Source organism: Aestuariibaculum marinum (genome assembly GCF_014596975.1).
GTDB lineage: Bacteria > Bacteroidota > Bacteroidia > Flavobacteriales > Flavobacteriaceae > Aestuariibaculum > Aestuariibaculum marinum.
In genome coordinates, this window is record NZ_JACVXD010000001.1 from 396,944 (window position 1) to 420,775 (window position 23,832).

At 34.5% G+C, this 23,832-nt stretch carries 25 protein-coding genes; 3 read left to right on the top strand and 22 right to left on the bottom strand.

All coding sequences use genetic code 11. From position 1 onward, the window contains the following. Nucleotides 1-43: 43 nt before the first annotated feature. Nucleotides 44-430, bottom strand: coding sequence for an acyl-CoA thioesterase (locus ICJ85_RS01805; protein WP_188222054.1), 387 nt, complete (start codon nt 428-430; stop codon nt 44-46). A 17-nt stretch (nt 431-447) separates the two neighbouring features. Continuing rightward, complete coding sequence (locus ICJ85_RS01810; protein WP_188222055.1) at nt 448-1,335, bottom strand: DUF72 domain-containing protein; 888 nt, start codon at nt 1,333-1,335, stop codon at nt 448-450. A 130-nt stretch (nt 1,336-1,465) separates the two neighbouring features. Between ICJ85_RS01810 and ICJ85_RS01815 the strand changes: the two genes are divergently transcribed. Continuing rightward, nucleotides 1,466-1,882: a glyoxalase gene (locus tag ICJ85_RS01815; RefSeq protein ID WP_188222056.1), complete on the top strand. Its 417-nt coding sequence runs from the start codon at nt 1,466-1,468 to the stop codon at nt 1,880-1,882. Here ICJ85_RS01815 and ICJ85_RS01820 read toward each other — a convergent pair. Both ICJ85_RS01820 and ICJ85_RS01825 read right to left on the bottom strand, forming a co-directional pair. Further along, entirely contained in the window at nt 1,879-2,553 is a 675-nt protein-coding gene (locus ICJ85_RS01820) for a DUF2461 domain-containing protein (protein WP_188222057.1), read from the bottom strand. The genes ICJ85_RS01815 and ICJ85_RS01820 overlap by 4 nt on opposite strands. 46 nt (nt 2,554-2,599) lie before the next feature. Next, nucleotides 2,600-3,376 carry a tRNA pseudouridine synthase A gene (locus ICJ85_RS01825; protein WP_188222058.1) on the bottom strand — a complete coding sequence of 259 codons (777 nt, stop codon included), beginning with the start codon at nt 3,374-3,376 and terminating at the stop codon, nt 2,600-2,602. A gap of 100 nt (nt 3,377-3,476) precedes the next feature. Between ICJ85_RS01825 and ICJ85_RS01830 the strand changes: the two genes are divergently transcribed. Then, on the top strand, nt 3,477-3,893 hold the full coding sequence (locus tag ICJ85_RS01830) for a hypothetical protein (RefSeq protein WP_188222059.1): 417 nt from the start codon (nt 3,477-3,479) through the stop codon (nt 3,891-3,893). Between the two features lie 47 nt (nt 3,894-3,940). Here the strand turns inward: ICJ85_RS01830 and hisIE are convergent, their stop codons facing one another. From hisIE to ICJ85_RS01920, 18 genes are all read right to left on the bottom strand, one after another. After that, nucleotides 3,941-4,534 (bottom strand): bifunctional phosphoribosyl-AMP cyclohydrolase/phosphoribosyl-ATP diphosphatase HisIE, encoded by a 594-nt coding sequence (gene hisIE, locus ICJ85_RS01835; protein ID WP_188222060.1) that lies wholly within the window; start codon nt 4,532-4,534, stop codon nt 3,941-3,943. After that, nucleotides 4,531-5,286: an imidazole glycerol phosphate synthase subunit HisF gene (gene hisF / locus ICJ85_RS01840; protein WP_188222061.1), complete on the bottom strand. Its 756-nt coding sequence runs from the start codon at nt 5,284-5,286 to the stop codon at nt 4,531-4,533. Before hisF ends, hisIE begins: the two co-directional genes overlap by 4 nt. Before the next feature lies 1 nt (nt 5,287). After that, complete coding sequence (hisA, locus tag ICJ85_RS01845; protein WP_188222062.1) at nt 5,288-6,022, bottom strand: 1-(5-phosphoribosyl)-5-[(5-phosphoribosylamino)methylideneamino]imidazole-4-carboxamide isomerase; 735 nt, start codon at nt 6,020-6,022, stop codon at nt 5,288-5,290. 1 nt (nt 6,023) lies between these two features. After that, nucleotides 6,024-6,605: an imidazole glycerol phosphate synthase subunit HisH gene (gene hisH / locus ICJ85_RS01850; protein WP_188222063.1), complete on the bottom strand. Its 582-nt coding sequence runs from the start codon at nt 6,603-6,605 to the stop codon at nt 6,024-6,026. Continuing rightward, complete coding sequence (gene hisB, locus ICJ85_RS01855; protein WP_188222064.1) at nt 6,606-7,742, bottom strand: bifunctional histidinol-phosphatase/imidazoleglycerol-phosphate dehydratase HisB; 1,137 nt, start codon at nt 7,740-7,742, stop codon at nt 6,606-6,608. After that, the gene (hisC, locus tag ICJ85_RS01860; protein ID WP_188222065.1) at nt 7,742-8,776 is read right to left on the bottom strand and encodes a histidinol-phosphate transaminase; all 1,035 of its coding nucleotides are present in this window, start codon (nt 8,774-8,776) and stop codon (nt 7,742-7,744) included. Before hisC ends, hisB begins: the two co-directional genes overlap by 1 nt. Next, nucleotides 8,776-10,059 (bottom strand): histidinol dehydrogenase, encoded by a 1,284-nt coding sequence (gene hisD, locus ICJ85_RS01865; RefSeq protein WP_188222066.1) that lies wholly within the window; start codon nt 10,057-10,059, stop codon nt 8,776-8,778. The genes hisC and hisD overlap by 1 nt, the downstream gene beginning before the upstream one ends. 11 nt (nt 10,060-10,070) lie before the next feature. Further along, nucleotides 10,071-10,928, bottom strand: coding sequence for an ATP phosphoribosyltransferase (gene hisG / locus ICJ85_RS01870; protein WP_188222067.1), 858 nt, complete (start codon nt 10,926-10,928; stop codon nt 10,071-10,073). Nucleotides 10,929-11,253: 325 nt separating this feature from the next. Beyond that, nucleotides 11,254-12,069: a prohibitin family protein gene (locus ICJ85_RS01875; RefSeq protein WP_188222068.1), complete on the bottom strand. Its 816-nt coding sequence runs from the start codon at nt 12,067-12,069 to the stop codon at nt 11,254-11,256. A gap of 13 nt (nt 12,070-12,082) precedes the next feature. Then, nucleotides 12,083-14,116 carry a VWA domain-containing protein gene (locus tag ICJ85_RS01880; RefSeq protein WP_188222069.1) on the bottom strand — a complete coding sequence of 678 codons (2,034 nt, stop codon included), beginning with the start codon at nt 14,114-14,116 and terminating at the stop codon, nt 12,083-12,085. A 51-nt stretch (nt 14,117-14,167) separates the two neighbouring features. Further along, entirely contained in the window at nt 14,168-14,914 is a 747-nt protein-coding gene (gene fabG / locus ICJ85_RS01885) for a 3-oxoacyl-[acyl-carrier-protein] reductase (RefSeq protein WP_188222070.1), read from the bottom strand. A gap of 148 nt (nt 14,915-15,062) precedes the next feature. After that, nucleotides 15,063-15,935: a succinate--CoA ligase subunit alpha gene (gene sucD, locus ICJ85_RS01890; RefSeq protein WP_188222071.1), complete on the bottom strand. Its 873-nt coding sequence runs from the start codon at nt 15,933-15,935 to the stop codon at nt 15,063-15,065. A 72-nt stretch (nt 15,936-16,007) separates the two neighbouring features. Then, entirely contained in the window at nt 16,008-16,946 is a 939-nt protein-coding gene (locus ICJ85_RS01895) for a UDP-3-O-(3-hydroxymyristoyl)glucosamine N-acyltransferase (protein ID WP_188222072.1), read from the bottom strand. 6 nt (nt 16,947-16,952) lie between these two features. Beyond that, nucleotides 16,953-17,522 (bottom strand): elongation factor P, encoded by a 570-nt coding sequence (gene efp, locus ICJ85_RS01900; RefSeq protein ID WP_188222073.1) that lies wholly within the window; start codon nt 17,520-17,522, stop codon nt 16,953-16,955. 34 nt (nt 17,523-17,556) lie between these two features. Next, a complete protein-coding gene (gene lpxA / locus ICJ85_RS01905) occupies nt 17,557-18,342 on the bottom strand; it encodes an acyl-ACP--UDP-N-acetylglucosamine O-acyltransferase (protein ID WP_188222074.1) in 786 nt (261 codons plus the stop codon). Between the two features lie 24 nt (nt 18,343-18,366). Continuing rightward, nucleotides 18,367-19,773, bottom strand: coding sequence for a bifunctional UDP-3-O-[3-hydroxymyristoyl] N-acetylglucosamine deacetylase/3-hydroxyacyl-ACP dehydratase (locus tag ICJ85_RS01910; protein ID WP_188222075.1), 1,407 nt, complete (start codon nt 19,771-19,773; stop codon nt 18,367-18,369). Next, on the bottom strand, nt 19,764-20,786 hold the full coding sequence (gene lpxD, locus ICJ85_RS01915; protein ID WP_188222076.1) for a UDP-3-O-(3-hydroxymyristoyl)glucosamine N-acyltransferase: 1,023 nt from the start codon (nt 20,784-20,786) through the stop codon (nt 19,764-19,766). Before lpxD ends, ICJ85_RS01910 begins: the two co-directional genes overlap by 10 nt. A 118-nt stretch (nt 20,787-20,904) precedes the next feature. Next, nucleotides 20,905-22,125 carry an HD domain-containing protein gene (locus tag ICJ85_RS01920; RefSeq protein ID WP_188222077.1) on the bottom strand — a complete coding sequence of 407 codons (1,221 nt, stop codon included), beginning with the start codon at nt 22,123-22,125 and terminating at the stop codon, nt 20,905-20,907. Between the two features lie 107 nt (nt 22,126-22,232). Between ICJ85_RS01920 and porX the strand changes: the two genes are divergently transcribed. After that, nucleotides 22,233-23,786 carry a T9SS response regulator signal transducer PorX gene (gene porX / locus ICJ85_RS01925; RefSeq protein WP_188222078.1) on the top strand — a complete coding sequence of 518 codons (1,554 nt, stop codon included), beginning with the start codon at nt 22,233-22,235 and terminating at the stop codon, nt 23,784-23,786. The last annotated feature ends 46 nt before the right edge of the window (nt 23,787-23,832 follow it).

Below are 23,832 nucleotides of genomic sequence, written 5' to 3' on the forward strand. Positions count from 1 at the left end.
TCGCAAAATTGCTTGGAAATTTTAAAGCTCTATTTTAGGTAAATTACTTCAACCTGTCTACTACGTATTCTACTTCGGTCTTTCCGTGAGGTTTTGCTTTACCATCTGGCCCCAAATTCACCATAACAATACTTGAAATGGTAATAATGGTTTCATGGGTCATTTTGTTACGAACCTCACAACTTAACACCAAAGAAGCCTTACCAAATTTAACCACTTCCATACCTATTTCGACGATATCACCCTGCTTTGCTGAGGCCTTGAAATCTATTTCACTCATATACTTGGTAACCACTTTCTGGTTTTCAAGTTGTATGATGGTATATAAAGCAGCCTCCTCATCTATCCATTCTAAAAGACGTCCTCCAAATAAAGTACCATTAGCGTTTAAATCTTCGGGCTTAACCCATTTTCTGGTGTGGAATTTCATAATAATGTTTTTATTAATTAAAACAACGACGGTTGCTCGTCATCGTTTGGTATTTTTAATTTATATCCTAATTCTGAATTCAGCTTTTTTATAAAGTAAGCCGATAATAATGGGGACTCTTTTTCAATATTTTGATGGATAAAAAAGTCTATTTCTTTTACGCCTTGCTCAGACCAGAGTCTTATCCGCTCTATCCAATCATCCAAACGCGTATAATCGCTATGGTGATTAGCACCAACATAGCGCACAAAAGCTGTGGCATTGGTTAAGCGCATATGCATTAGATCCCGCCTTCCTGCTGTGTCTACAATAATATTGGAAACATCGTTGGCTTCTAGCAGCTGATACAATTCTTCTGCAACAGATGCATCATTATACCAGTCGGTATGCCTGAACTCCATAGCCAAAGGCATTTCCTTAGGCCATGATTCTGCAAATTTCACGACTCTATCAAAATCTTTCGGCGAAAAATTATTATGCATCTGTAAAAATATGGTTCCTAGCTTTTCCTTTAGGTTGGCAGCGTTATTCAAATAATGATTAACCACATCTGTGGTTTCCTGCAATCGCTTCCAATGGCTAATTTCCTGATTTAATTTTGGGAAGAACTTAAAATTTTCAGGCGTTTTTTTATACCAGGTTTCAAATTGTTCGGCTGGAAAAATTCTGTAAAAAGTAGCATTTAACTCAATTGAATTAAATTGTGATGAATAATATACCAATTCATCTTTCGTGCCACGCGGATAAAACCCTTTTAAATCTGCTCTGTTCCATTTGGCACAACCCACATAAATTTCAGGAACATTATCATCTTTAAATTTATTTAAATTCTTTATTGTATCCGGGTGATCTGCCGGTAATGAAAAATCTATATTTTGCGGATTATCTACGCTTCCAAACTTCATTTATTTCTTCTTAATTCAATTTTGGAATAAAGATAAAAATATGATTTGTTAATAAAGTCGTTAACAATTATAATTTTTCACGACCAATTGCGCTTTTTAATTCTATAATTTTAGTAAAACTCTTATAATTATGGATAATAGACAGCTTAACTTAACAAAGATTCGTCCTGAATTTAAAACAACTACCATTAACGACAATATGAGTAGTGACGAACGTTTTCAGAATTTAGTATTGCGACCTATTGTTAAATTTCAGAACAATTTATTGAATGAAGTTTTTTTAAATTATGTGAGCAAGCACAAAAATGTATTCTACAGCTTAACCATTGAAAAGCGTATTGATTACATTGAAAATGCTATAATTAAAGATATGAAATTTAGAAATTCTTTAAAAGGTATGATTATTGGCATGTTTACGGTTGAGGAGTATATAAATTACATTCAAAACTCATCGGCACTAAATAAACGTATGATGAATCTTGTAAAACAGCGATTAATCGATAATGTACAGCTTTTTGAAAAACCCGAGATTCTTAAAGCGATTTAAAGCAAACTTTCCCCGTTTAAATTAGTAGTAAGCACATCGCTCATATAATCAAAATATGGGCGAATTGCTTTAAATGCCATATTTACATCATCAATAAAACCAGCATCTAAAACCTGAGCATCGGTATATTTTTTTATAAAGATGTATTGTTTTTTCTTAATTAGGTCGATGTTTTCATGGTCTTTACTGAAACCCTTGGGCGCTGTTTTTACTTCATCTCCAACAAGGTCGCCCCAAATAGATTTAAAGGTTTTATTATTTAAAATATCTCTCATTTCACTGGCATCTACTTCAAATTCTTTTCGAATTCGAAGCAGGTCGGCTGGCTCAGGTTGCCAGAATCCTGTAGCAATAAAACTTTCATTACCGGGTTGAATATGTATGTAGTAACCACCTCGTAACTGCGGTTTAACCCGGTGAAAAGTCCCTCCAAAATGTGTTTTATAAGGTAATTTATTTTTAGAAAAACGAACGTCACGATAAATCCGAAAAATTTTAAGTTTGTCAATGTCATCGTGGTTTTTTAAATCTTCTAAAACACTATTGTAAAAGCTTTTGATATCCTTTTCTATGGATTTAAATTCTTTCTTATGCTCATTAAACCAGTCTCTGTTATTATTTTGCTCTAACTGTTGAAAAAAATTAAATACAGTTTCTGGTACGACTTTCATATGAGTTATTTTAAAAATTTAAATCTAAGTTACAAAAGCCTATTGGTTATTCAAACTCTATATGATTAAGAATTAAACCGGATGCCGGAGCAATATATTCCATTTTAACAAATACATCCTGCTGCAGACTATGTTTTATATCTTCTAGGGTTAATTTGCCTTTACCTAAATCGATTAAAGTCCCCATCATTAAACGGATTTGGTTTCGCATAAAGCCTTTTCCTTTTACCCGAAGTACATAAGATTCTTTTGGAAAATAATTCGCTGTATAAATATCATTTTCAACAATCTCACAGGTAATAATCTCACGGTTGTATATCCCATTATCGGTAGGCTTAAAGCAGTAGGATTTGAAATAATGTTCTCCTTGGAACAATTTAGCACCTTCCTTCATTAATTCGATATCCAAATCATCGAGAATCGTTGTCATAATCGGAGCGCAAAACGGATGACATTTTTCACCAAACGTAAATAAATACAGGTATTCCTTTATTTTAGAATGATTAATAATATTAAACTTAGCATCAACTTCTTTGATATCTAAAGCCCGAATATCCTGAGGTAGATTATAATTAAACAATCCTAAAAATTCCTGCATATCCTCTAAGGGTTCCGATAAAAATAATTCAAATGCAGCACATTCTGCCGACACCATTGCATCGGTTCTTCCTGAACTTAAACTTTTAAACCGTTTTCCGTCTAAAATAAAATTCAAAGTACGATCTACCATTAAATGCAAAGTTTTAACATCAGGTTGCTTTTGCCAACCATGAAACCGATAGCCCAAATATTGAATGGTGATTAGGTAAAAATATTTTTTCATCACTATGTTTAATCCGCGGGCAAAGTAAACTTATTTTATCAGTTATGACAAAATTTTTATAAATTGTATAGTATAATTACTAACTAACAAACCGATTATTATGACAAGTTTAAAAGAAAAGCCACCGTTTTGGTTTTGGGTTGTGAGTGTTATTGCTCTTTTATGGAATATTATGGGGGTTGATCAATACATAGGTCAAGCCTACAAAACAGACAGATGGAAAGCATCTATGACAACAGAACAAATTGAATTAGCCTCCACACTACCTTCCTGGTTAACCGCTGCTTTTGCGATTGCAGTTTTCACTGCAGCCATAGGTAGTTTAGGCTTGTTGCTGAGAAAAAAATGGGCGTATTCATTATTACTCATTTCATTTGTAGCTGTTATTATTCAAATGGGGTATTTTCTATTCTCAGGGCATTCAGATAATTTAGGAATGACCATTAGCATTATAGTATTTGCCGCTTTTTTGGTTTGGTTCTCAAAGAAAGCCGTTTCAAAACGTTGGATTACTTAAAAAAACTTACAAAAAAAGCCTCTGATTAGTTCTGAGGCTTTTTTAATTTATTTGTGTCTGCTTTTTAATTCGGTTTCAATATCTTTTAAAGTGAATCCTTTAGCTTGCAACAACATGAGGTAATGAAACAATAAATCTGCCGATTCATATAAGAATAATTCATCATTATTATCCATAGCTTCAATTACTGTCTCCACAGCCTCCTCTCCTACTTTTTGCGCAACTTTATTAATACCTTTTGAAAATAAACTTGCTACATAAGATTTGCTAGTATCCTTATTTTCAACGCGCTCTTTAATAACCTCTTCCAAAGTTGAAAAGAATCCGTAAGAAGACTGATTTTCTTCTCCCCAACAGTTATCTGTTCCTTTGTGACAAGTTGGCCCGGCAGGATTCACTTGAATCAACAAGGTATCATTGTCACAGTCATTTTTAATAGAAACCAAGTTTAAAAAGTTACCACTTTCCTCACCTTTAGTCCATAAACGTTGTTTACTTCTACTGAAAAAGGTTACTTTTTTTGTTTCTAAAGTTTTCTGATAAGCATCCTCATTCATATACCCCAACATCAACACGGTTTTTGTTGTGGCATCCTGAATAATAGCTGGAACAAGTCCGTTATCGTCATATTTTATAGTCATAATCGTACTTCTATATTATGTTCTTTTAATTCTTTTTTTAATTCCGGGATTGGGATCTCACCAAAGTGAAACACACTGGCAGCCAAAGCAGCATCCGCTTTTCCTTCAATAAACGTATCAACAAAATGCTGTACATTACCAGCGCCTCCAGAAGCAATAATCGGAATGTTTAATTCCTCTGAAAGTTTAGCTAAAGCTTCATTTGCAAATCCGTTTTTGGTACCGTCGTGATCCATAGAAGTAAATAAAATTTCACCAGCGCCGCGGTCTTCAACCTCTTTAGCCCATTCAAATAAATCGATATCTGTTGGGATACTCCCGCCGGCCAAATGTACTTTCCAATTCCCGTCAATCTGCTTAGCATCAATCGCTACTACGACGCATTGGCTCCCGAATTTATCGGCTAATTCATTAACCAGTTCCGGGCGTTTAACTGCTGAAGAGTTGATAGAGACCTTATCTGCACCACACTGAAGCAAAGCATCTACGTGTTCTACCGAAGAAATTCCACCACCAACGGTAAATGGAATATTTACTTGTTCGGCAACACGCAACACCATATCTAAGGTTGTTGCACGACCTTCTAAAGTAGCTGCAATATCTAAAAACACCAATTCATCAGCTCCAACTTCGGCATATTGTTTCGCTAATTCTACCGGATCTCCCGCATCGCGTAAATCGACGAAATTTACACCTTTTACAGTGCGTCCGTTTTTAATATCTAAGCAAGGAACTATTCGTTTTGTTAGCATACTATATAAATTTTTCGAGTTGTTTTAAGGTGATTCTGTTTTCGTAAATCGCCTTACCAATAATAACACCTTCGCAACCCAATTCTTTTAAAACCGGCAATTCATCAATAATTGAAATACCTCCTGAAGCAATTAATTTCACTGATTGACCGTTACTCGCGCTTGAACATTCAGCAATAATTTCTTTATATAAATCTACTGAAGGCCCTTGTAGCATACCATCTTTGGAAATATCTGTACAAATCACATATTGAATGCCCTTTTTCTGATAACCTTTTATAAAAGGAATCAGCTCTTCCTGACTATCTTCCTGCCATCCGCTAATCGCTATTTTTCCCGCATTACTGTCGGCACCCAGAATAATTTTTTCAAATCCGTATTTTGAAATCCAACCTTCAAAAGTCTTAGCGTCTTTTACAGCAATACTGCCTCCTGTAATTTGTCGGGCTCCTGAATTAAAGGCAATGTGTAAATCTTCATTAGTTTTTAATCCGCCGCCAAAATCTACCTTTAGCTTAGTTTTTGATGCAATCTGCTCCAAAACCTTGTAATTAACAATATGCTGCGCCTTTGCGCCATCTAAATCAACTAAATGCAAATACTGAATACCTGCATCTTCAAACATTTTAGCAACTTCTAACGGATTCTCGTTGTACACTTTTTTTGTGTCGTAATCACCTTTGGTTAGACGGACACATTTCCCATCTATAATATCTATGGCTGGTATAATTCTCATGTTATAGTTCTAAAAAGTTTTTTAAAATTTGTTCTCCAGCTAAGCTACTCTTTTCCGGATGAAACTGCACGCCGTAAAAGTTTTTATGTTGCAAAGCCGAAGCATAGTTTAAACCATAATCTGTGGTTGCAATGGTTTCAGGGCAATGTTCAGCATAATAACTATGCACTAAATACATATATTCCTTTTCTTTAATGCCTTTGAATAATTTAGATTTCAGCTCTTTAATAATATTCCAACCCATTTGAGGCACTTTAACGGGGTTGTCAAAACGTTTTACAACCGTTTTAAACACACCAAGCCCCTTAGTATTCCCTTCTTCGGTGAATTCACAAAGCAACTGCATCCCTAAGCAAATCCCTAAAACCGGTTGTTTTAATTTAGGGATGAGTTGATCTAATCCTGTTTCCTTAAGCATGGCCATAGCACTACTAGCCTCTCCTACACCAGGAAATATGATTTTATCGGCAGCAAGAATTTCTTCAGGATTGTTTGATAATATGGCATCAACACCCAGTCGCTTAAAAGCAAACTGAATACTTTTAATGTTTCCTGCTCCGTAATTTATTATAACTAATTTCATTTATAACATTCCTTTGGTTGATGGTAAAAACATTTTATTTGAATCTCGTTTTACCGCCATTTTCATCGCTTTAGCAAAGGCTTTAAAAATACCTTCGATTTTGTGATGTTCATTTACCCCTTCGGCTTTTACATTTAAGTTGCATTTAGCTCCATCAGTAAACGATTTAAACAAGTGAAAGAACATTTCGGTTGGCATATCGCCTATTTTTTCACGTTTAAATTCGGCATCCCACTCTAACCAGTTACGTCCACCAAAATCTACAGCGACCTGAGCCAAACAATCATCCATTGGTAAACAGAAACCATAACGTTCAATGCCTAATTTATTACCAAGCGCTTTACTAAATACTTCTCCTAAAGCAATCATGGTGTCTTCAATGGTGTGATGCTCATCAACCTCTAAATCGCCATCGACTTTAATCGTCAAATCCATAGCACCATGACGACCGATCTGATCTAACATATGATCGAAAAATGACAAACCGGTATCGATATCGTTTTTACCTGAACCGTCTAAATTCAGCTTGATATAAATCTTGGTTTCATTCGTGTTTCTGGTAATTTCAGCTATACGATCCTTCAGTTTTAAAAACTCGTAAATCTCTTTCCAATCGGTAGACGTTAAGGCTATGGCATCATATATTTCCTGTTTTGATGTTTCTATTTCATCTGCTCCAAGATTCGGGTCTTCAGAAAGATAAATCCCTTTTGCTCCAAGATTCTTTGCCAATTCCATATCGGTAATACGATCACCTAATACAAAAGAATTTTCTAAATCATAATCTTCAGAAAAATATTTGGTTAATAAGCCGGTTCTTGGCTTACGCGTTGGTGCATTCTCATGAGGAAAGGTTTTATCAATGTGTATATCAGCAAACTCAATTCCTTCTTTAGCAAAAGCATTTATAATTTTATTTTGTGCCGGCCAGAAGGTATCCTCAGGAAATGAATCGGTTCCTAAGCCATCCTGATTGGTTACCATAACCAGTTCGTAATCTAATTCACTGGCGATTTTAGCCATATATTGAAATACTTTTGGATAGAACTCCAATTTCTTTAAACTATCTAACTGATAATCTACAGGTGGCTCTAAAACCAATGTACCATCGCGGTCTATAAATAATACTTTTTTCATTATATAGATTTTAAGGTATCTATTAATATTTTGTTTTCGGTTGGGGTTCCAACCGTTAATCTTAAGGTGTTTACGCAACCCGGTTGCGTGGTTCGGTTTCGAATAACGATGCCTTTTTCAATGAGCTGATTATAACGTTTATTGGCATCATCAACTTTTACCAATACAAAATTGGCATCGGTTGGGTAAATGTTAGAAATGTAATTAACAGATTGTAATGCTTTTACTAATTTTTCTCTTTCCGAAAGAATATCCTGAATCTGATTTGTAGCTATATCTTTTACACTTAGTAATTCAATAGCCTTTTTCTGAGTCAACTCATTGATGTTGTATGGCGGTTTTATAGCATTTAACACTGAAATTATTTCAGTCGATGCATAACATATTCCTAAGCGGATTCCTGCCATAGCATAAGCTTTAGAAACCGTTTGAGTAACAATTAAATTAGGGTACAAGTCTAATTTAGACACCCAGCTTTCTTCTTTTGAAAAGTCGATGTAAGCTTCGTCAATAACGACAATTCCTTGAAATTCTGAAACTAATTTTTCAATAGCCTGAGCATTAAAGCTATTGCCTGATGGATTGTTTGGTGAACAAATAAACAACAGTTTACTGTTCTCGTCTACAACGCTTAAAATTTCATCAACTTTTGGTTGAAAATTTGCATCTAAGTTAACTTTCTTAATACCAATGGCGTTTAAATTAGCTAACACCTCATACATTCCGTATGTTGGTGGTAAGGTAATGACATTATCCTGATTAGGTTCACAAAACGCTCTGTAAATCAAATCTAACACTTCATCGCTTCCATTTCCGAACATGATATTTTTCGTTGGCACACCTTTTATTTCTGACCAAAGCGATTTTAAAGCGCGTTGTAACGGATCTGGATACCGGTTAACCCCATTCTCAAACGGATTTTCGTTAGCGTCTAAAAACACCATATTATCAGTAGCGCCCTGAAACTCATCACGAGCAGAAGAATACGGCTTTAGCGCCTTAATGGTCGGTCTTAATAACTCTTTTATATCCATTATTCTATATCCTTTAATCGAATTGACACTGCGTTTTTATGGGCTTGCAATCCTTCTGCTTCCGCCATTTGCTCGATAGTGTTTCCAATATTCAGCAAGCCTTCTTTAGAAATTTTTTGAAACGTCATACTCTTTTGGAAACTATCTAAATTGACTCCAGAATACGCTTTTGAAAAACCGTTGGTTGGTAAAGTATGATTGGTTCCAGAAGCGTAATCACCCGCACTTTCTGGCGTGTAATCACCGATAAATACAGAACCCGCATTTGCAATTCCATTTATATAAAACTCTTCATTTTTAGTGCAAATAATAAAGTGCTCTGGTCCATATTCATTAATTAACTCTAAAGCAACGTCATCACTTTCAACATAAATCAGTTTCGAATTCGCGATGGATTTTTCAGCTATTGCTTTACGCGGAAGCACATTAAGTTGTTGTTCAACTTCTTCAGATACTTTTTCAATGACATCTTTAGACGTTGATACTAAAATTACCTGACTATCCGTACCATGTTCTGCCTGACTTAGTAAATCTGACGCGATGTAAGCTGGGTTTCCCGTTTTATCAGCAACAACAAGTAATTCACTTGGTCCTGCAGGCATATCGATAGCTACACCAAATTTAGTAGCTAGCTGCTTTGCAACAGTTACAAACTGGTTTCCTGGTCCGAAAATTTTATAAACTTGAGGTATAATCTCCGTTCCAAAGGTTAAGCCTGCAATCGCCTGAATACCACCAGCTTTTACAATTTTAGTCACCCCACAAAGTTGTGCCGCAAATAAAATTTCGTTAGCTAATTTTCCTTCTTTGTTAGGTGGTGAACATAAAACAATCTCTTTACATCCCGCAATTTGAGCTGGAACAGCCAACATTAATACTGTTGAAAATAGTGGAGCCGTTCCACCAGGAATATACAACCCTACTTTTTGTATAGGTCTTTTTTCCTGCCAACAAACTACTCCGTCTGCAGTTTCAACTTTAAGCTTGGATGTTTTTTGAGCGGCATGAAAGGCTTCAATATTTTGCTTCGCCTGAACTATTGCTTGCTTCAAATCTTTAGAAACCGCATTAACAGCATCTTCTATTTCAATTTCAGTAACAACATTTGAATCTAGATTTACACCATCAAATTGTTGTGTATACTTTTTAATAGCAACATCCCCTTCCTGACGAATTTCGTTAAATATTTTATTTACAGTAGCTTCAATATCATCAACAGTCTGCGTCGGTCGTTTTAAAACTTCTGCCCACTCTGATTTTTCAGGGTTACTAATTATCTTCATAATATTGAGAATTAAAGTACCATTTTTTCAATAGGACAAACCAAAATACCTTGTGCACCCTTTGCTTTTAGCTCATCAATAACATCCCAAAATTCATTTTTACTAATTACCGAGTGTATTGAACTCCAGCCTTCCTGAGCCAAAGGTAAAACCGTTGGACTTTTCATTCCTGGCAGCACATTAATAATATCCTGAACTTTATCGTTTGGTGCGTTTAGTAATACGTATTTTGACTCTCTTCCTTTTAAAACCGACTGGATTCTAAATTGAATCTTATCTAAAATAGCCTGTTTTTCTTCACTTAAAACAGGAGACACAGCTAAAACCGCTTCAGATTTTAATAAGGTTTCCACCTCTTTTAAATTGTTTTTAAACAGTGTACTTCCACTTGAAACAATATCGCAGATTGCTTCTGAAAGCCCAATATTTGGGGCAATTTCAACCGATCCGTTAATGATATGAATATTAGCAGAAACACCTTTAAGATCTAGATATTTTTGTACCGTATTCGGGTAAGATGTGGCAATACGCTTTCCTTCTAAATCGGTAAGACCGTTGTATTTCATAGATTTTGGCACAGCAATGCAAACACGACACGTTGAAAAACCAAGTTTTTCTGCAACACCAATACCTTCCCCTTTTTCAATCAATACATTTTCGCCTATAATAGCTGCATCAACCACACCATCTTTTAGGTATTGGGGAATATCTCCATTCCTTAAATAAAATACCTCTACTGGAAAGTTGCGAGCAGAAGCTTTTAATTGATCTTTTCCGTTGTCGATAGAAATACCAATGTTTTTTAGTAATTCCATAGATTCGTCGTGTAGACGACCAGATTTTTGAACTGCAATTCGTAATTTACTCATTAGTTTGTTTTTCTGAGTTTAAGACAATAGTTGGTTTTTAAATAAAAAACCCGCTTGATTGTCTCAAACGGGTTCTAAAATATGTTGAATTTATTCAATACATTTTCACTTCGCCTGAGAGCAAATTTGAAAATGATGATGATGATTTTGAATAAATTTCATTAAAATTTCGTTTTGTTTTCACAAATATTTGAAATAAAAACTATTAATTCCAAATAATGCGATTATTTTTTTTCAGTATTTAATATTTAAAAGTTTTCACAACATTCTTTTAATTAAAATTCAAAATTAAAAGACAATGTTAAATAATCTATTAAATAGCCTTTTATTGATTTCCTAAAATGATAGGCATACCGCTATCTCCCGAACCAATAACAATCACTTTACTATTTGGCGATTCCGACAACTTAACTGTTGCTTCAATACCTTTGTCCTGAAGAATTTTATCGGTTAATGAAGCGCTTAAAATTCTGTTTGCATCAGCCTTTCCCTGAGCTTCAATAATCACTTTTTCGGCTTCTTTTTGAGCAGTCACTAAACGGAACTCATATTCTAAAGACTCTTGCTCTTGTTTTAATTTACGCTCAATAGCGTCTTTAATTGTTGGAGGCAAGGTTACATCGCGAACTAAAACCTCGTTTAATTGGATATACTGATCATCCACAATTTTTTGAGTTTCTTCAAATATTTCCTGCTGAATTGCATCACGTTTACTGGAATACAATTGCTCTGGTGTATAACGACCTACAACACTTCTTGCCGCAGACCGAATTGCAGGCAGCAGTACACGATCTATATATTGCTCACTTTTTTCCTGATGAAGTTTGCCTAACTGATTGTATTTAGGCTGAAACCATACAGATGCTTCCAATTTAATATCTAATCCGTTAGATGATAATACATTCATTTTTTCCAACTTCTCCTGCTGACGCACTTCATAAACAAACACTTTATTCCAAGGCGCAACAATGTGAAATCCTTCTTCTAAAGGTGGCTCATCGGTAACTACACCACCTCCAAATGTTTTATATAATACACCCGCCTCCCCGGAACCAATGGTTACGGCTGATTTAGACAATACGACAATAATTATGATTGCTATAACAACTATAGGCAATGCTATTTTTGGCAATTTTTCCATTATTTATTTTAGTTTAAATTAATCCGTTATATTTTCTTAAAAACCACTCAGCGCTTAAACTTAAGGCTATAATGATCAATAAATATTTCCAATCTATTAAAGGTAAGCTATTTTTATGGCTTTTTTGAATCGCGCTATACCTTGAATCACTTAGTAAATCATTAACTAAATCATTAGTATCTGCAATAAAATAAGCCTTACCAGAACTATTAGTAGCTAAATTTTGAAGTTTTGTTACATCGGCATTTAAAAATTGTTGCTCCACATTATATTCGAGAATCGTAAAACTCCCTGATTTTGAGATATTGGCTTCTTCAGCCTCAACCGTAAAAGTATATTCAGAAGGTGGCAAACTACTCAAATTCACCTCGTAATTATTTCCTTTAAGTATAAGCGGAAATGTTTTAGATTCATTAGATTCTTTATTTATTACCGTTATATTTAGAGTTTCACGTTCATCAAAAACATAATTCTTATCGAAATACTCAGCGGTTATAATAACACCTCCGGAACCATTGTAAAACGACTGATAGTCGACATTTAACCTACTTTTTAACTTATTGGAGGCTAAATATTGAATCAATTTATTAAAGAAATTATCGAAACCGTTAAAGGATTTGGATTCAACATAACTCTGGGCACGCCACTGCCAAATATTTTCACCTAATAACAAGGCTTCTCGTCTCCCCTGTGTTTCAAAAGTTCCCAACAATGGCTCTCCAACATCTATACCGTTAAGGTTCTTTTGTAAAATGGTTTCAAAGGGCACCAAAGTAATCAAAGAACTATAATAAGAATGCAATGGAGGAAAAGTTTCGAAGGAAATATCATCAACCAAAAACGGTGTATAGTTCTTATCTAGAACAGCTTGATAATCCTCCGTATTATAAGTAATTTCAAATTCATAACTTTTGGTGATATTGTTTAAAAATTCGATATCGGTCTTAGGTCCAACAATAACAAATCTATTTTTATTCTCAGCATCCAATTGTTCAATTAACTCTTTAAACTTGGTGTTTGGTTGATACAATATAATTAATTGAAAATCATTTATTTCATCTAAAATTGAATTAGGATTAAAAAGCGAAACTGAACGTTGCTCATTACTTTCAATACTCTTTTTTAAGGCTCCTAAATCAGGATGAACAATATCACTAACAATAGCTACTTTCGTTTTTTGATCTATAACTTCAACCGCAAAATTTTTAGAATTGTTTATCTTGTTTTTTTCCGAATCCAAAGATTTTAATGTTGCATTATAGGCTTGCACACCAACCTGATTTGCTGGTAAGGTGAATTTGATAATTTTAGAATTATTTTCTTTCGAAAAATTAACGGTTTCTGAATACACAACTGCACTTCCTCGCGTTACACTAAAATCAGATTTTACCGACCCATTACCATTATACACTAAAATAGTTTCTACTGGAAATTTATTTTTTAAATAGGCATACTTATTTACATTAAGTTGTTGAATTTTTAAATCGGTGTAAGTTATTGTATCTCCTAAAACAACAGGGTAAATAGGTTGTTTATAATTCATATAATCAAATTCATAGTTGTTACCATAAGTTTGATTACCATCTGTTATTAGTATTGTAGGCGCTGTACTTTGTTTATAAATTTCTGATAACTGAGAGAATACGTTACTTATATTTGTTTCTTTCTCATTAAAAGAAAGCGAATCTGAAGGGTTTAAACGATTACCAAAGTTATAAACACTTAAATTGAATTTATCACTTAACTTACTGTTATTCTTTATTTGATTGAAGAGTGTTTTTACTTCTTCGTCATGACCTAAATATTCTACGGAAGCTGAATTATCAATCGCAATGACCAAGTTTGGCTTTTCTACCGATAAAACAACTTGCTCAAATTTAGGGTTGATTAGCAATAAAAGAATCGAAAAAATAGTTGTGAAGCGTAGAAACAAAAAAAGCATGTTCAATTTAGACATGCCTTTTTTGTTTTTATAATACTGAAATCCTGCTATCAATAAAGCAGCAATTCCAGAAATTATGATGTATACCAGAGTTTCAGAACTCATTAATTTACATAAAGTTTAAAAGTGAGATTTCCGCAGTAGCGGAAATGGAAATTAAGTTAACATTCCACCGTCAACGTTTAACGTTTGGCCTGTAACGTATGCACTCATATCACTAGCTAAGAACACACACACATTAGCGACGTCATCAGGAGTACCACCACGTTTTAATGGGATACCAGCTCTCCAACCTTTAACCACTTCTTCGTCTAATTTAGCCGTCATTTCAGTTTCAATGAAACCAGGAGCAACTACGTTACTACGAATGTTTCTTGATCCTAATTCTAAAGCCACAGATTTAGAGAATCCGATGATTCCAGCTTTTGAAGCCGCATAGTTGGTTTGACCAGCATTACCTTTTACACCAACAACAGAACTCATATTGATGATAGAACCCCCACGTTGCTTTAACATTGTGCGTTGTACAGCTTTAGTCATATTGAAAACCGACTTTAAGTTTACCTCAATGACTGTGTCGAAATCCTCTTCGGAGATACGCATTAATAAGTTGTCTTTAGTAATCCCTGCATTGTTTACTAATACATCGATACTACCAAATTCCGCAACTACATCTTCAGCCAGCTTTTGAGCCTCTTCAAAACTAGCTGCATTACTTTTATAACCTTTAGCTTTTACACCTAAATCGTTTAATTCTTTTTCAAGCTCGTTAGCCGCTTCTACAGACGAACTATATGTAAACGCAACATTAGCACCTTGTGCTGCAAAAACTTGCGCAATACCTTTACCAATACCTCTACTAGCTCCAGTGATTATGGCGGTTTTACCTTCTAATAATTTCATTGTGATTAATTTATTTCTAAGCGACTCTTAAAGTAGAGTCCAAATGTTTTTTTCGTTAATTCCTTAATTCAAATATAACAAATACAAGTTGTAACAAATAAAAAACCTCACAAATTATTGCGAGGTTTTTATGATATGTTTAGAGAGATTATCCTAAAACTTCAGCAACCTTCTTACCTATTTCAGCTGGAGAATCCACTACGTGAATTCCACATTCTCTCATAATTTTCTTTTTAGCCTGAGCAGTGTCATCACTACCTCCTACAATAGCACCAGCGTGTCCCATTGTACGACCTGCTGGAGCAGTTTCACCAGCAATAAAACCAACAACAGGTTTTTTACTTCCGCTTTCTTTGTACCATTTTGCAGCGTCTGCTTCTAACTGACCTCCAATTTCACCAATCATAACCACAGCTTCTGTTGCTGGATCGTTGATTAATAATTCAACAGCTTCTTTTGTAGTTGTTCCAATAATTGGATCTCCACCAATACCAATAGCTGTAGTGATACCTAAACCTTGTTTTCCAACTTGGTCTGCCGCTTCATACGTTAAAGTACCCGATTTAGAAACAATACCTACTTTTCCTTGCTTAAATACAAATCCTGGCATGATACCAACTTTAGCTTCACCTGGGGTGATAACACCTGGACAGTTAGGACCAATTAAACGACAGTCTTTATCTTTAATGTAGTTTGATGCCGTAATCATATCTGCAACAGGAATACCTTCAGTAATTGTGATAATTACTTTAATCCCTGCATCAGCAGCTTCCATAATCGCATCAGCAGCAAAAGCTGGCGGTACAAAAATAATAGTAGTATCGGCCCCTACCTGATCTACAGCGTCTTTTACTGTATTAAAAACAGGCTTGTCTAAGTGTGTTTGTCCTCCTTTACCTGGAGTAACACCGCCTACTACATTCGTTCCGTATTCAATCATTTGGCTTGCGTGGAAAGTACCTTCACTTCCAGTAAACCCTTGAACTATTATTTTTGAATCTTTGTTTACTAAAACACTCATTTTTTCTTATTATTTTGAATAAAGCTGCACAAAAATACATTTTTGAAACATACTTTCAGCAGCATTTTTAATTTATTTTTTAGTTTTTAATTCTTCTAAAACCTTAGGAATTTGTTTCACTAAAGCCAAACCTTTTAAGTGTTCTTTAGCTTCCTGAGCAGGTGTTCCCCAGTAGGTTTTATGTCCGGCTAACGATTTACTAATACCGGCTTGCGCATGAACTACAGCCTTAGTACCAATAGTGATACCACTAGCACAACCTACTTGCCCCCAAATAGTCACTTCGTCTTCAATAACTACGCAACCTGCAATTCCAGCTTGAGAAGCAATCAAACATTTTTTCCCAACTACAGTATCATGACCAATTTGAATTAGGTTATCTAATTTAGAACCTTCACTAATTATCGTATCTCCTGTTACACCTCGATCTATGGTACAAGAAGCTCCAATATCCACGTTGTCCTGAATAACCACACGTCCACTGGATTTTAAACGATCGAACCCTTCCGGACGCTTTTTATAATAAAACGCATTAGCTCCTAAAACCGTATTGGCGTGAATTGTTACGTTATCACCAATTACAGCATCATCATAAATACTAACATTGGAGTGAATGACACAGTTTTTACCAATAACAACATTGTGCCCGATAAAGCAATTTGGTTGAATTACAGTCCCTTCTCCTATTTTTACAGAATCGGAAATCTGAGCATTTGCAACTTTAAAAGGTTTGAAATGATTCGTAAGCTTATTGAAGTCTCTAAAAGGATCGTCACTTACCAACAACGCTTTACCTTCAGGACACTCAACTTCTTTGTTTATTAAAACAATAGTAGCTGCAGAATTTAAAGCTTTATCGTAATATTTTGGATGATCGACAAATACAATATCACCAGGTTCGACAACATGTATTTCGTTCATTCCTAAAACAGGAAAATCATCATCCCCAACAAATTCACAATCGATTAATTGAGCTATTTGTTTTAATGTATATGGATTTGGAAATTTCAACTGAAATTATTCTTTAACGCGTTCTTTATACGTTCCTTTTTCTGTTTCAACTTTAATTTTATCACCCTCGTTGATAAATAAAGGTACATTTACAATAGCTCCTGTTTCAACTGTAGCAGGTTTTGTAGCATTAGTTGCTGTATTTCCTTTAACTCCAGGCTCTGTCGCTGTAACTTCTAAGATAACACTTGCTGGCATTTCAACAGAAAGTGGCATGTTATCTTCGGTGTTAATCATTACAGTAACAACTTCTCCTTCTTTCATTAATCCGGGACTATCTAACGCTGCTTCCACTAATTGAATTTGTGTGTAATCTTCAGTATTCATAAAATGGTAGTACTCCCCATCATTATATAAAAACTGGAATTTATGGGTTTCTACACGAACATCATCTAATTTATGCCCTGCAGAAAAAGTATTATCTAGCACTTTTCCTGTTGTTACACTTTTTAATTTTGTTCTAACGAAAGCAGGACCTTTACCTGGTTTAACATGTAAAAACTCAACAATTTTGTAAATGTCGTTGTTATATCTTAAGCATAATCCGTTTCTAATATCACTCGTTGTAACTGCCATAATATATGTATCTAATAATTGATTTTAATTTTTATTAATTTGCTTTGAAGTATCCTTTCATAATACCGCGCTGAGAATCTTTAATAAACTGAAGAATCTCATCACGTTCTGGAGTGGCCTCCATTTCAGCTTCAATAATTTCAGCTGCTTGGGTATTATTGTAATTCTTTTGGTAAAGGATTCTATAAATATCTTGTATTTCTCTGATCTTATCAGTGCTAAATCCGCGACGTCTTAACCCAACAGAATTAATCCCAACATAAGACAATGGCTCTCTTGCCGCTTTCACAAACGGAGGCACATCTTTACGAACTAAGGACCCACCGGTAACAAAGGAATGATTTCCAATAGATACAAATTGATGTACCGCGGCCATACCTGCTAAAACAACATAGTCTCCTACTGTAATATGACCTGCTAAGGTGCTATTGTTCGAGAAAATACAGTTATTTCCAACGATACAATCATGAGCAACGTGACAGTACGCCATGATTAAACAGTTGTTACCAATAACGGTTTTCATTCTATCTGTAGTTCCTCGGTTAATCGTAACGCATTCTCTAATGGTTACATTATCACCAATTTCTACCGTCGTATCTTCATCGTTGTATTTTAAATCTTGTGGAACTGCCGAAATAACCGCACCAGGAAAGATGTTACAGTTTTTTCCAATACGAGCACCTTCCATAATAGTTACATTACTTCCTATCCAGGTCCCTTCACCTATAACTACATTATTATGAATGGTTGCAAAAGGTTCTATTACAACATTTTTTGCGATTTTAGCGCCCGGATGAACGTATGCAAGAGGTTGATTCATTTGTTCAGTTTTGTCTTTAAAAGTTTATTTTACTTTAGATATCTGCGCCATAAGCTCTGCTTCTGCGCATAATTTTCCATTAGCATACGCATATCCCTGCATGTGGCAAATACCTCTTCTAATAGGTGTTATTAACGTACATTTAAATATTAACGTATCACCTGGAGATACTTTTTGTTTGAATTTAACATTATCCATTTTCATGAAGAATGTTAAGTAATTTTCAGGGTCCGGCACAGTACTTAACACTAAAATACCTCCTGTTTGCGCCATGGCTTCAACGATTAACACCCCAGGCATAACCGGTGCTCCCGGGAAGTGACCTTTAAAGAACTCTTCATTCATAGTCACATTCTTGGTAGCTGTTACATGCTGATCGCTAAGTTCGAAAACTTTATCGATTAATAAGAATGGTTGCCTGTGTGGTAACATTGACATAATTTGAGTTACATCCATTAATGGAGGTTGATTCAAATCAATATTAGGCACATTATTACGACGCTCGTTTTTAACAATTTTTGATAGTTTTTTAGCGAACTGTGTATTGATAAAGTGACCAGGTTTATTAGCAATTACTTTACCTCTAATTTTAGTTCCCACTAAAGCTAAATCTCCAACAACATCTAGCAATTTATGTCTTGCTGCTTCGTTAGGATGATGTAATGTTAAGTTATCTAAAATTCCGTTTGGCTTAACAGCAATAGCATCTTTTTTAAACGCAACTTTTAATTTCTCCATAGTTTCAGGAGACAACGGTTTATCTACATAAACGATTGCGTTATTTAAATCACCACCTTTAATTAAGCCATGTTCTAAAAGCATTTCAATTTCGTGTAAAAAACTAAATGTTCTAGACGTAGATATTTCTTCTTTAAAATCTGAAACCTGATTTAAAGTCGCATTTTGAGTTCCTAAAACTTTAGTACCAAAATCGACCATGGTAGTAATTTGATACTGATTAGCTGGCATAACAAGAATTTCGCTTCCTGAATCTTCATCTATATATGATACAATATCTGTAACTACAAACTCTTCACGGAAAGCATCTTGTTCTACAATACCAGCTTTTTCAATAGCTTCAACAAAAAACTTCGATGAGCCATCCATAATTGGAGGTTCTGAAGCATTCAACTCCAAAATAACGTTATCGATATCTAAACCAATTAAAGCTGCTAAAACATGCTCTGAAGTTTGAATGGCAACTCCGTTTTTTTCTAAACATGTTCCTCTTTGGGTATTTGTAACATAGTTAGCGTCAGCTTCAATTACAGGTGCCCCTTCTAAATCCACACGTTTAAAAGCCAATCCTGTATTAGCCGGTGCAGGTTTAAACGTTAATGTAACGTCTTTACCGGTATGTAAACCAACGCCAGTTAAAGAAATTTCTTTCTCTATAGTTTTTTGTTTCGTTTCAGTAACTACTATTCCCATTTATTTTTTTCTAAATCATTAATGTTTTTAACAATCTTAGGTAAGTTCTTAAAGTGAACATACGACTTATTATAATCACTTAGCGTTATAGCAGGAGACCCTTGCAACACTTCGTTATCTTTTACTTTTCTGGCTATACCAGATTGCGCCTGAACTTTTACATTGTTACCAATTACAATGTGTCCTGCAATACCTACCTGCCCTCCTATCTGACAGTTTTCTCCAATTTTGGTAGATCCTGCAATTCCTGTTTGGGCAGCAATAACTGTATTTTTACCGATCTCAACGTTATGAGCTATTTGAATTTGATTATCCAACTTAACACCGGTTCTTATAATTGTAGAGCCTAGTGTTGCCCTGTCTATCGTGGTCGCTGCACCAACATCAACATAATCTTCAATAATTACATTTCCAGTTTGAGGCACTTTATTATACCCTCCATTTTCGTTAGGTGCATAACCAAATCCGTCAGCGCCAATAATAGCACCAGAATTAATAACACAATTATTTCCAATTATGGTTTCTGAATATATTTTAGCACCGGAAAAAACGATAGTGTTATCCCCTATTACTGTATTATCTCCAATATATGAATTCGGAAAAATTTTAACATTCTCCCCAATCTTTACATTTTCACCTATATAAGAGAAGGCACCAACATAAATATTATCTCCACAAGTTGCGGATTCTGCTATAAATGAAGGTTGTTCAATACCTGTTTTGTTAAGTTTAACAGAGTTATAATATTCTAGGATTTTCGAGAAAGCTAGATACGCATCGTCAACTTTAATTAACGTAGTGGCTATTTCTTCTTCTGGTTCAAAGGTCTTATTAACAATGGTAATAGAAGCCTTTGTTGTATATATGTAGTGTTTATATTTCGGGTTTGCTAAAAACGTTAAAGAGCCTTCAGACCCTTCTTCTATTTTAGAAAGTTTAGACACTTCAGCATCAGGATTTCCAACGACATCACCCATTAAAATTCCTGCTATTTGTTCTGCTGTAAATTTCACACTTTAAAGTTTGCTGATTAAATTTCTTGGGCAAAAATAGGAAAAATGTGTTAAAGTTTTTCACGCGTACCCTCTTTATTGTTTTAAAGTCATCAAGCCAAACCTTAGGCTATGCCCGCTAAGTTCTTTGTTTTGGGTAACATATATAATATTTTGTTACCGGTTTAGATAATGCTTTTATATTTAAATGATCGGAAGCTTTTACAATATCTTGAATTTTTCCTGATTTATGCAAAATATTTATACTCTTGTGCTTTAACTGGTAGGCTTGGTTTGAAATATCTCCGGTAAAAACAAAATAGGAAGCTTCCTTCCTACTAATATTATAGTCAGTAATTAAATCTTCAAGGTATTTTTCCAGGTTTTCTGCTTTTATTGGCTTCTTTTTAACTTTGATGGTTAACAGGTTTCTATTGATTATCATTTCACACAAATGACTTAAAACAAAATCTTTCTCAAATTGCCACTCCTTCATGGCCGAAATAATATCATAATCATCTAACTGAGCAAAAACATCAAGTGTTCCTTCGCTAAATTCCTGCAGTGTAATTTTATTTTCAAGAAAGTAAGTTAATGCTTTACTAGCTATTAATTTATAACCTTCACTATTCAATTCTTTCGCACGTTTTAACACACGAATTAATAATTGTTCGGCAACTAACGCTGTTTTATGCAAGTATACCTGCCAATACATTAAACGTCTGGCTACAATAAATTTCTCAACACTATACACTCCTTTTTCTTCAACGACCAATTCATCATTTACAACATTTAACATGGTTATTAACCGTTCACTATTCACATTACCTTCCGCAACACCTGTATAAAAACTATCTCGTTTCAAATAATCAGCACGATCAATATCAAACTGTCCCGAAATTAACTGACACATAAAAGCACGTGGATATTCTCCTTTGAAAATTTCAATAGCTAACGTTAAACTTCCGTTAAATTCCTCATTCAAACGCTCCATAAAAAGTAAAGAAAGATGCTCATGAGATACGCCATTTACTATACTGTGCTCCATAGCATGAGAAAACGGCCCATGACCAATATCATGTAACAAGATAGCTACATAAAGCCCATTTTCTTCGTCTTCAGAAATCGCAACTCCCTTAAAACGAAGTACATTTACAGCTTGTTGCATTAAATGCACGCAACCAATAGCATGATGAAATCGTGTATGGTGCGCTCCCGGATAAACCGTATAAGACATCCCCATTTGGGTAATTCTTCGTAAACGTTGGAAATATTTATGCTGAATTAAATCGAATATTAGAGAATTCGGAATAGTAATAAATCCGTAAATTGGGTCGTTTAATATTTTAAGTTTGTTCAAACTTTAATCATTAAGGTTATATAAAACAAATATAAATATTATAGACTGTCTGAACAAAAGACAATTACCAAACATATTGAAATAAATTAATTATTAAACATATTTAAATGAGTGCAATACAAATACTTTGGGTAGATGATGAAATTGATTTACTAAAGCCACATATTTTATTTTTAGAGCAGCGTAATTACAATGTTACAACCTGCAAAAGTGGTAGTGAAGCTATTGATGTTTTAGAAACCGAAAAGTTTGATATTGTCTTTCTAGATGAAAACATGCCAGGTCTTACCGGCCTTGAAACGTTAAATGAACTAAAAGCCAAGCAAGACAATCTTCCGGTAGTAATGATTACTAAAAGTGAGGAAGAATATATTATGGAAGAAGCTATTGGAAGTAAAATAGCAGATTACCTAATAAAGCCGGTAAACCCAAATCAAATCCTGTTAAGTTTAAAGAAGAATTTAGACCATTCCAGATTAGTTTCTGAAAAAACAACGTCAAGTTATCAGCAGGAATTTAGAAAAATAGCAATGGATTTAGCTATGGTTAATTCTTATGAGGAATGGGTAAACCTGTATCAAAAATTATTGTATTGGGAAATTCAATTAGAAAACATTGAAGACCCAAGTATGTTTGAAATATTAGAATCTCAAAAAACGGAAGCTAACACCCAGTTCGGAAAATTTATAGAAAAGAATTATGCAGACTGGTTTCTCCCAAACACAGAAGCGCCTGTGATGTCTCATACCCTATTTAAAGAAAAAATCGTTCCAGAACTTAGTAAAGAGCAACCAACACTTTTAGTAGTAGTCGATAATCTACGCTACGACCAGTGGAAAGTTTTCGAACCCATAATAAATAATTACTACAAAAAAGAGCACGAAGAAGCTTTCTTTAGCATACTTCCTACAGCTACGCAATATGCGAGAAATGCCATTTTCTCAGGCTTAATGCCTAGCGATATGGAAAAACTGTATCCGCAATTTTGGAAAAATGACACAGATGAAGGTGGAAAAAATTTACATGAAGAAGATTTTCTTCAAGCCCAAATGAAGCGACTAAACCTAGATCATTTAAATTATGAGTTTCACAAAATAACCAACTTAAGAACAGGTAAAAAACTGGTTGATAATTTCAAAACCCTAAAAGATAATGATCTCACTGTAGTAGTTTACAATTTTGTAGACATGCTATCTCATGCAAAAACCGAAATGGAAGTTGTAAAAGAATTAGCCTCAAACGATAAGGCTTACAGATCATTAACTCTAAGCTGGTTTAAGAACTCGCCCTTATTCGAAATGATTCAGCAAGCACAACAATTAGGTTTTAAATTAATTGTAACTACAGATCACGGCACAATCAATGTAAAAAATCCATCTAAAGTTATTGGAGATAGAGATACAAGTTTAAATTTGCGCTATAAAACTGGTAGAAGTTTAACGTATGAAGAAAAAGAAGTTCTTGTATTTAAAGATCCGAAGGAAGTACATTTACCTTCAATAAATATGAGTAGCTCCTATATTTTTGCGAAAAGTGATTCATTCTTTGCTTACCCTAATAACTACAACCATTATGTTAGTTATTATAGAAATACCTATCAACATGGTGGGGTTTCGCTTGAAGAAATGATTATCCCTTTTTCCGTTTTTCTGCCAAAATAATCTATATAATACCAAAAAAACCGATAAAACGCACAAATCTTTAGCG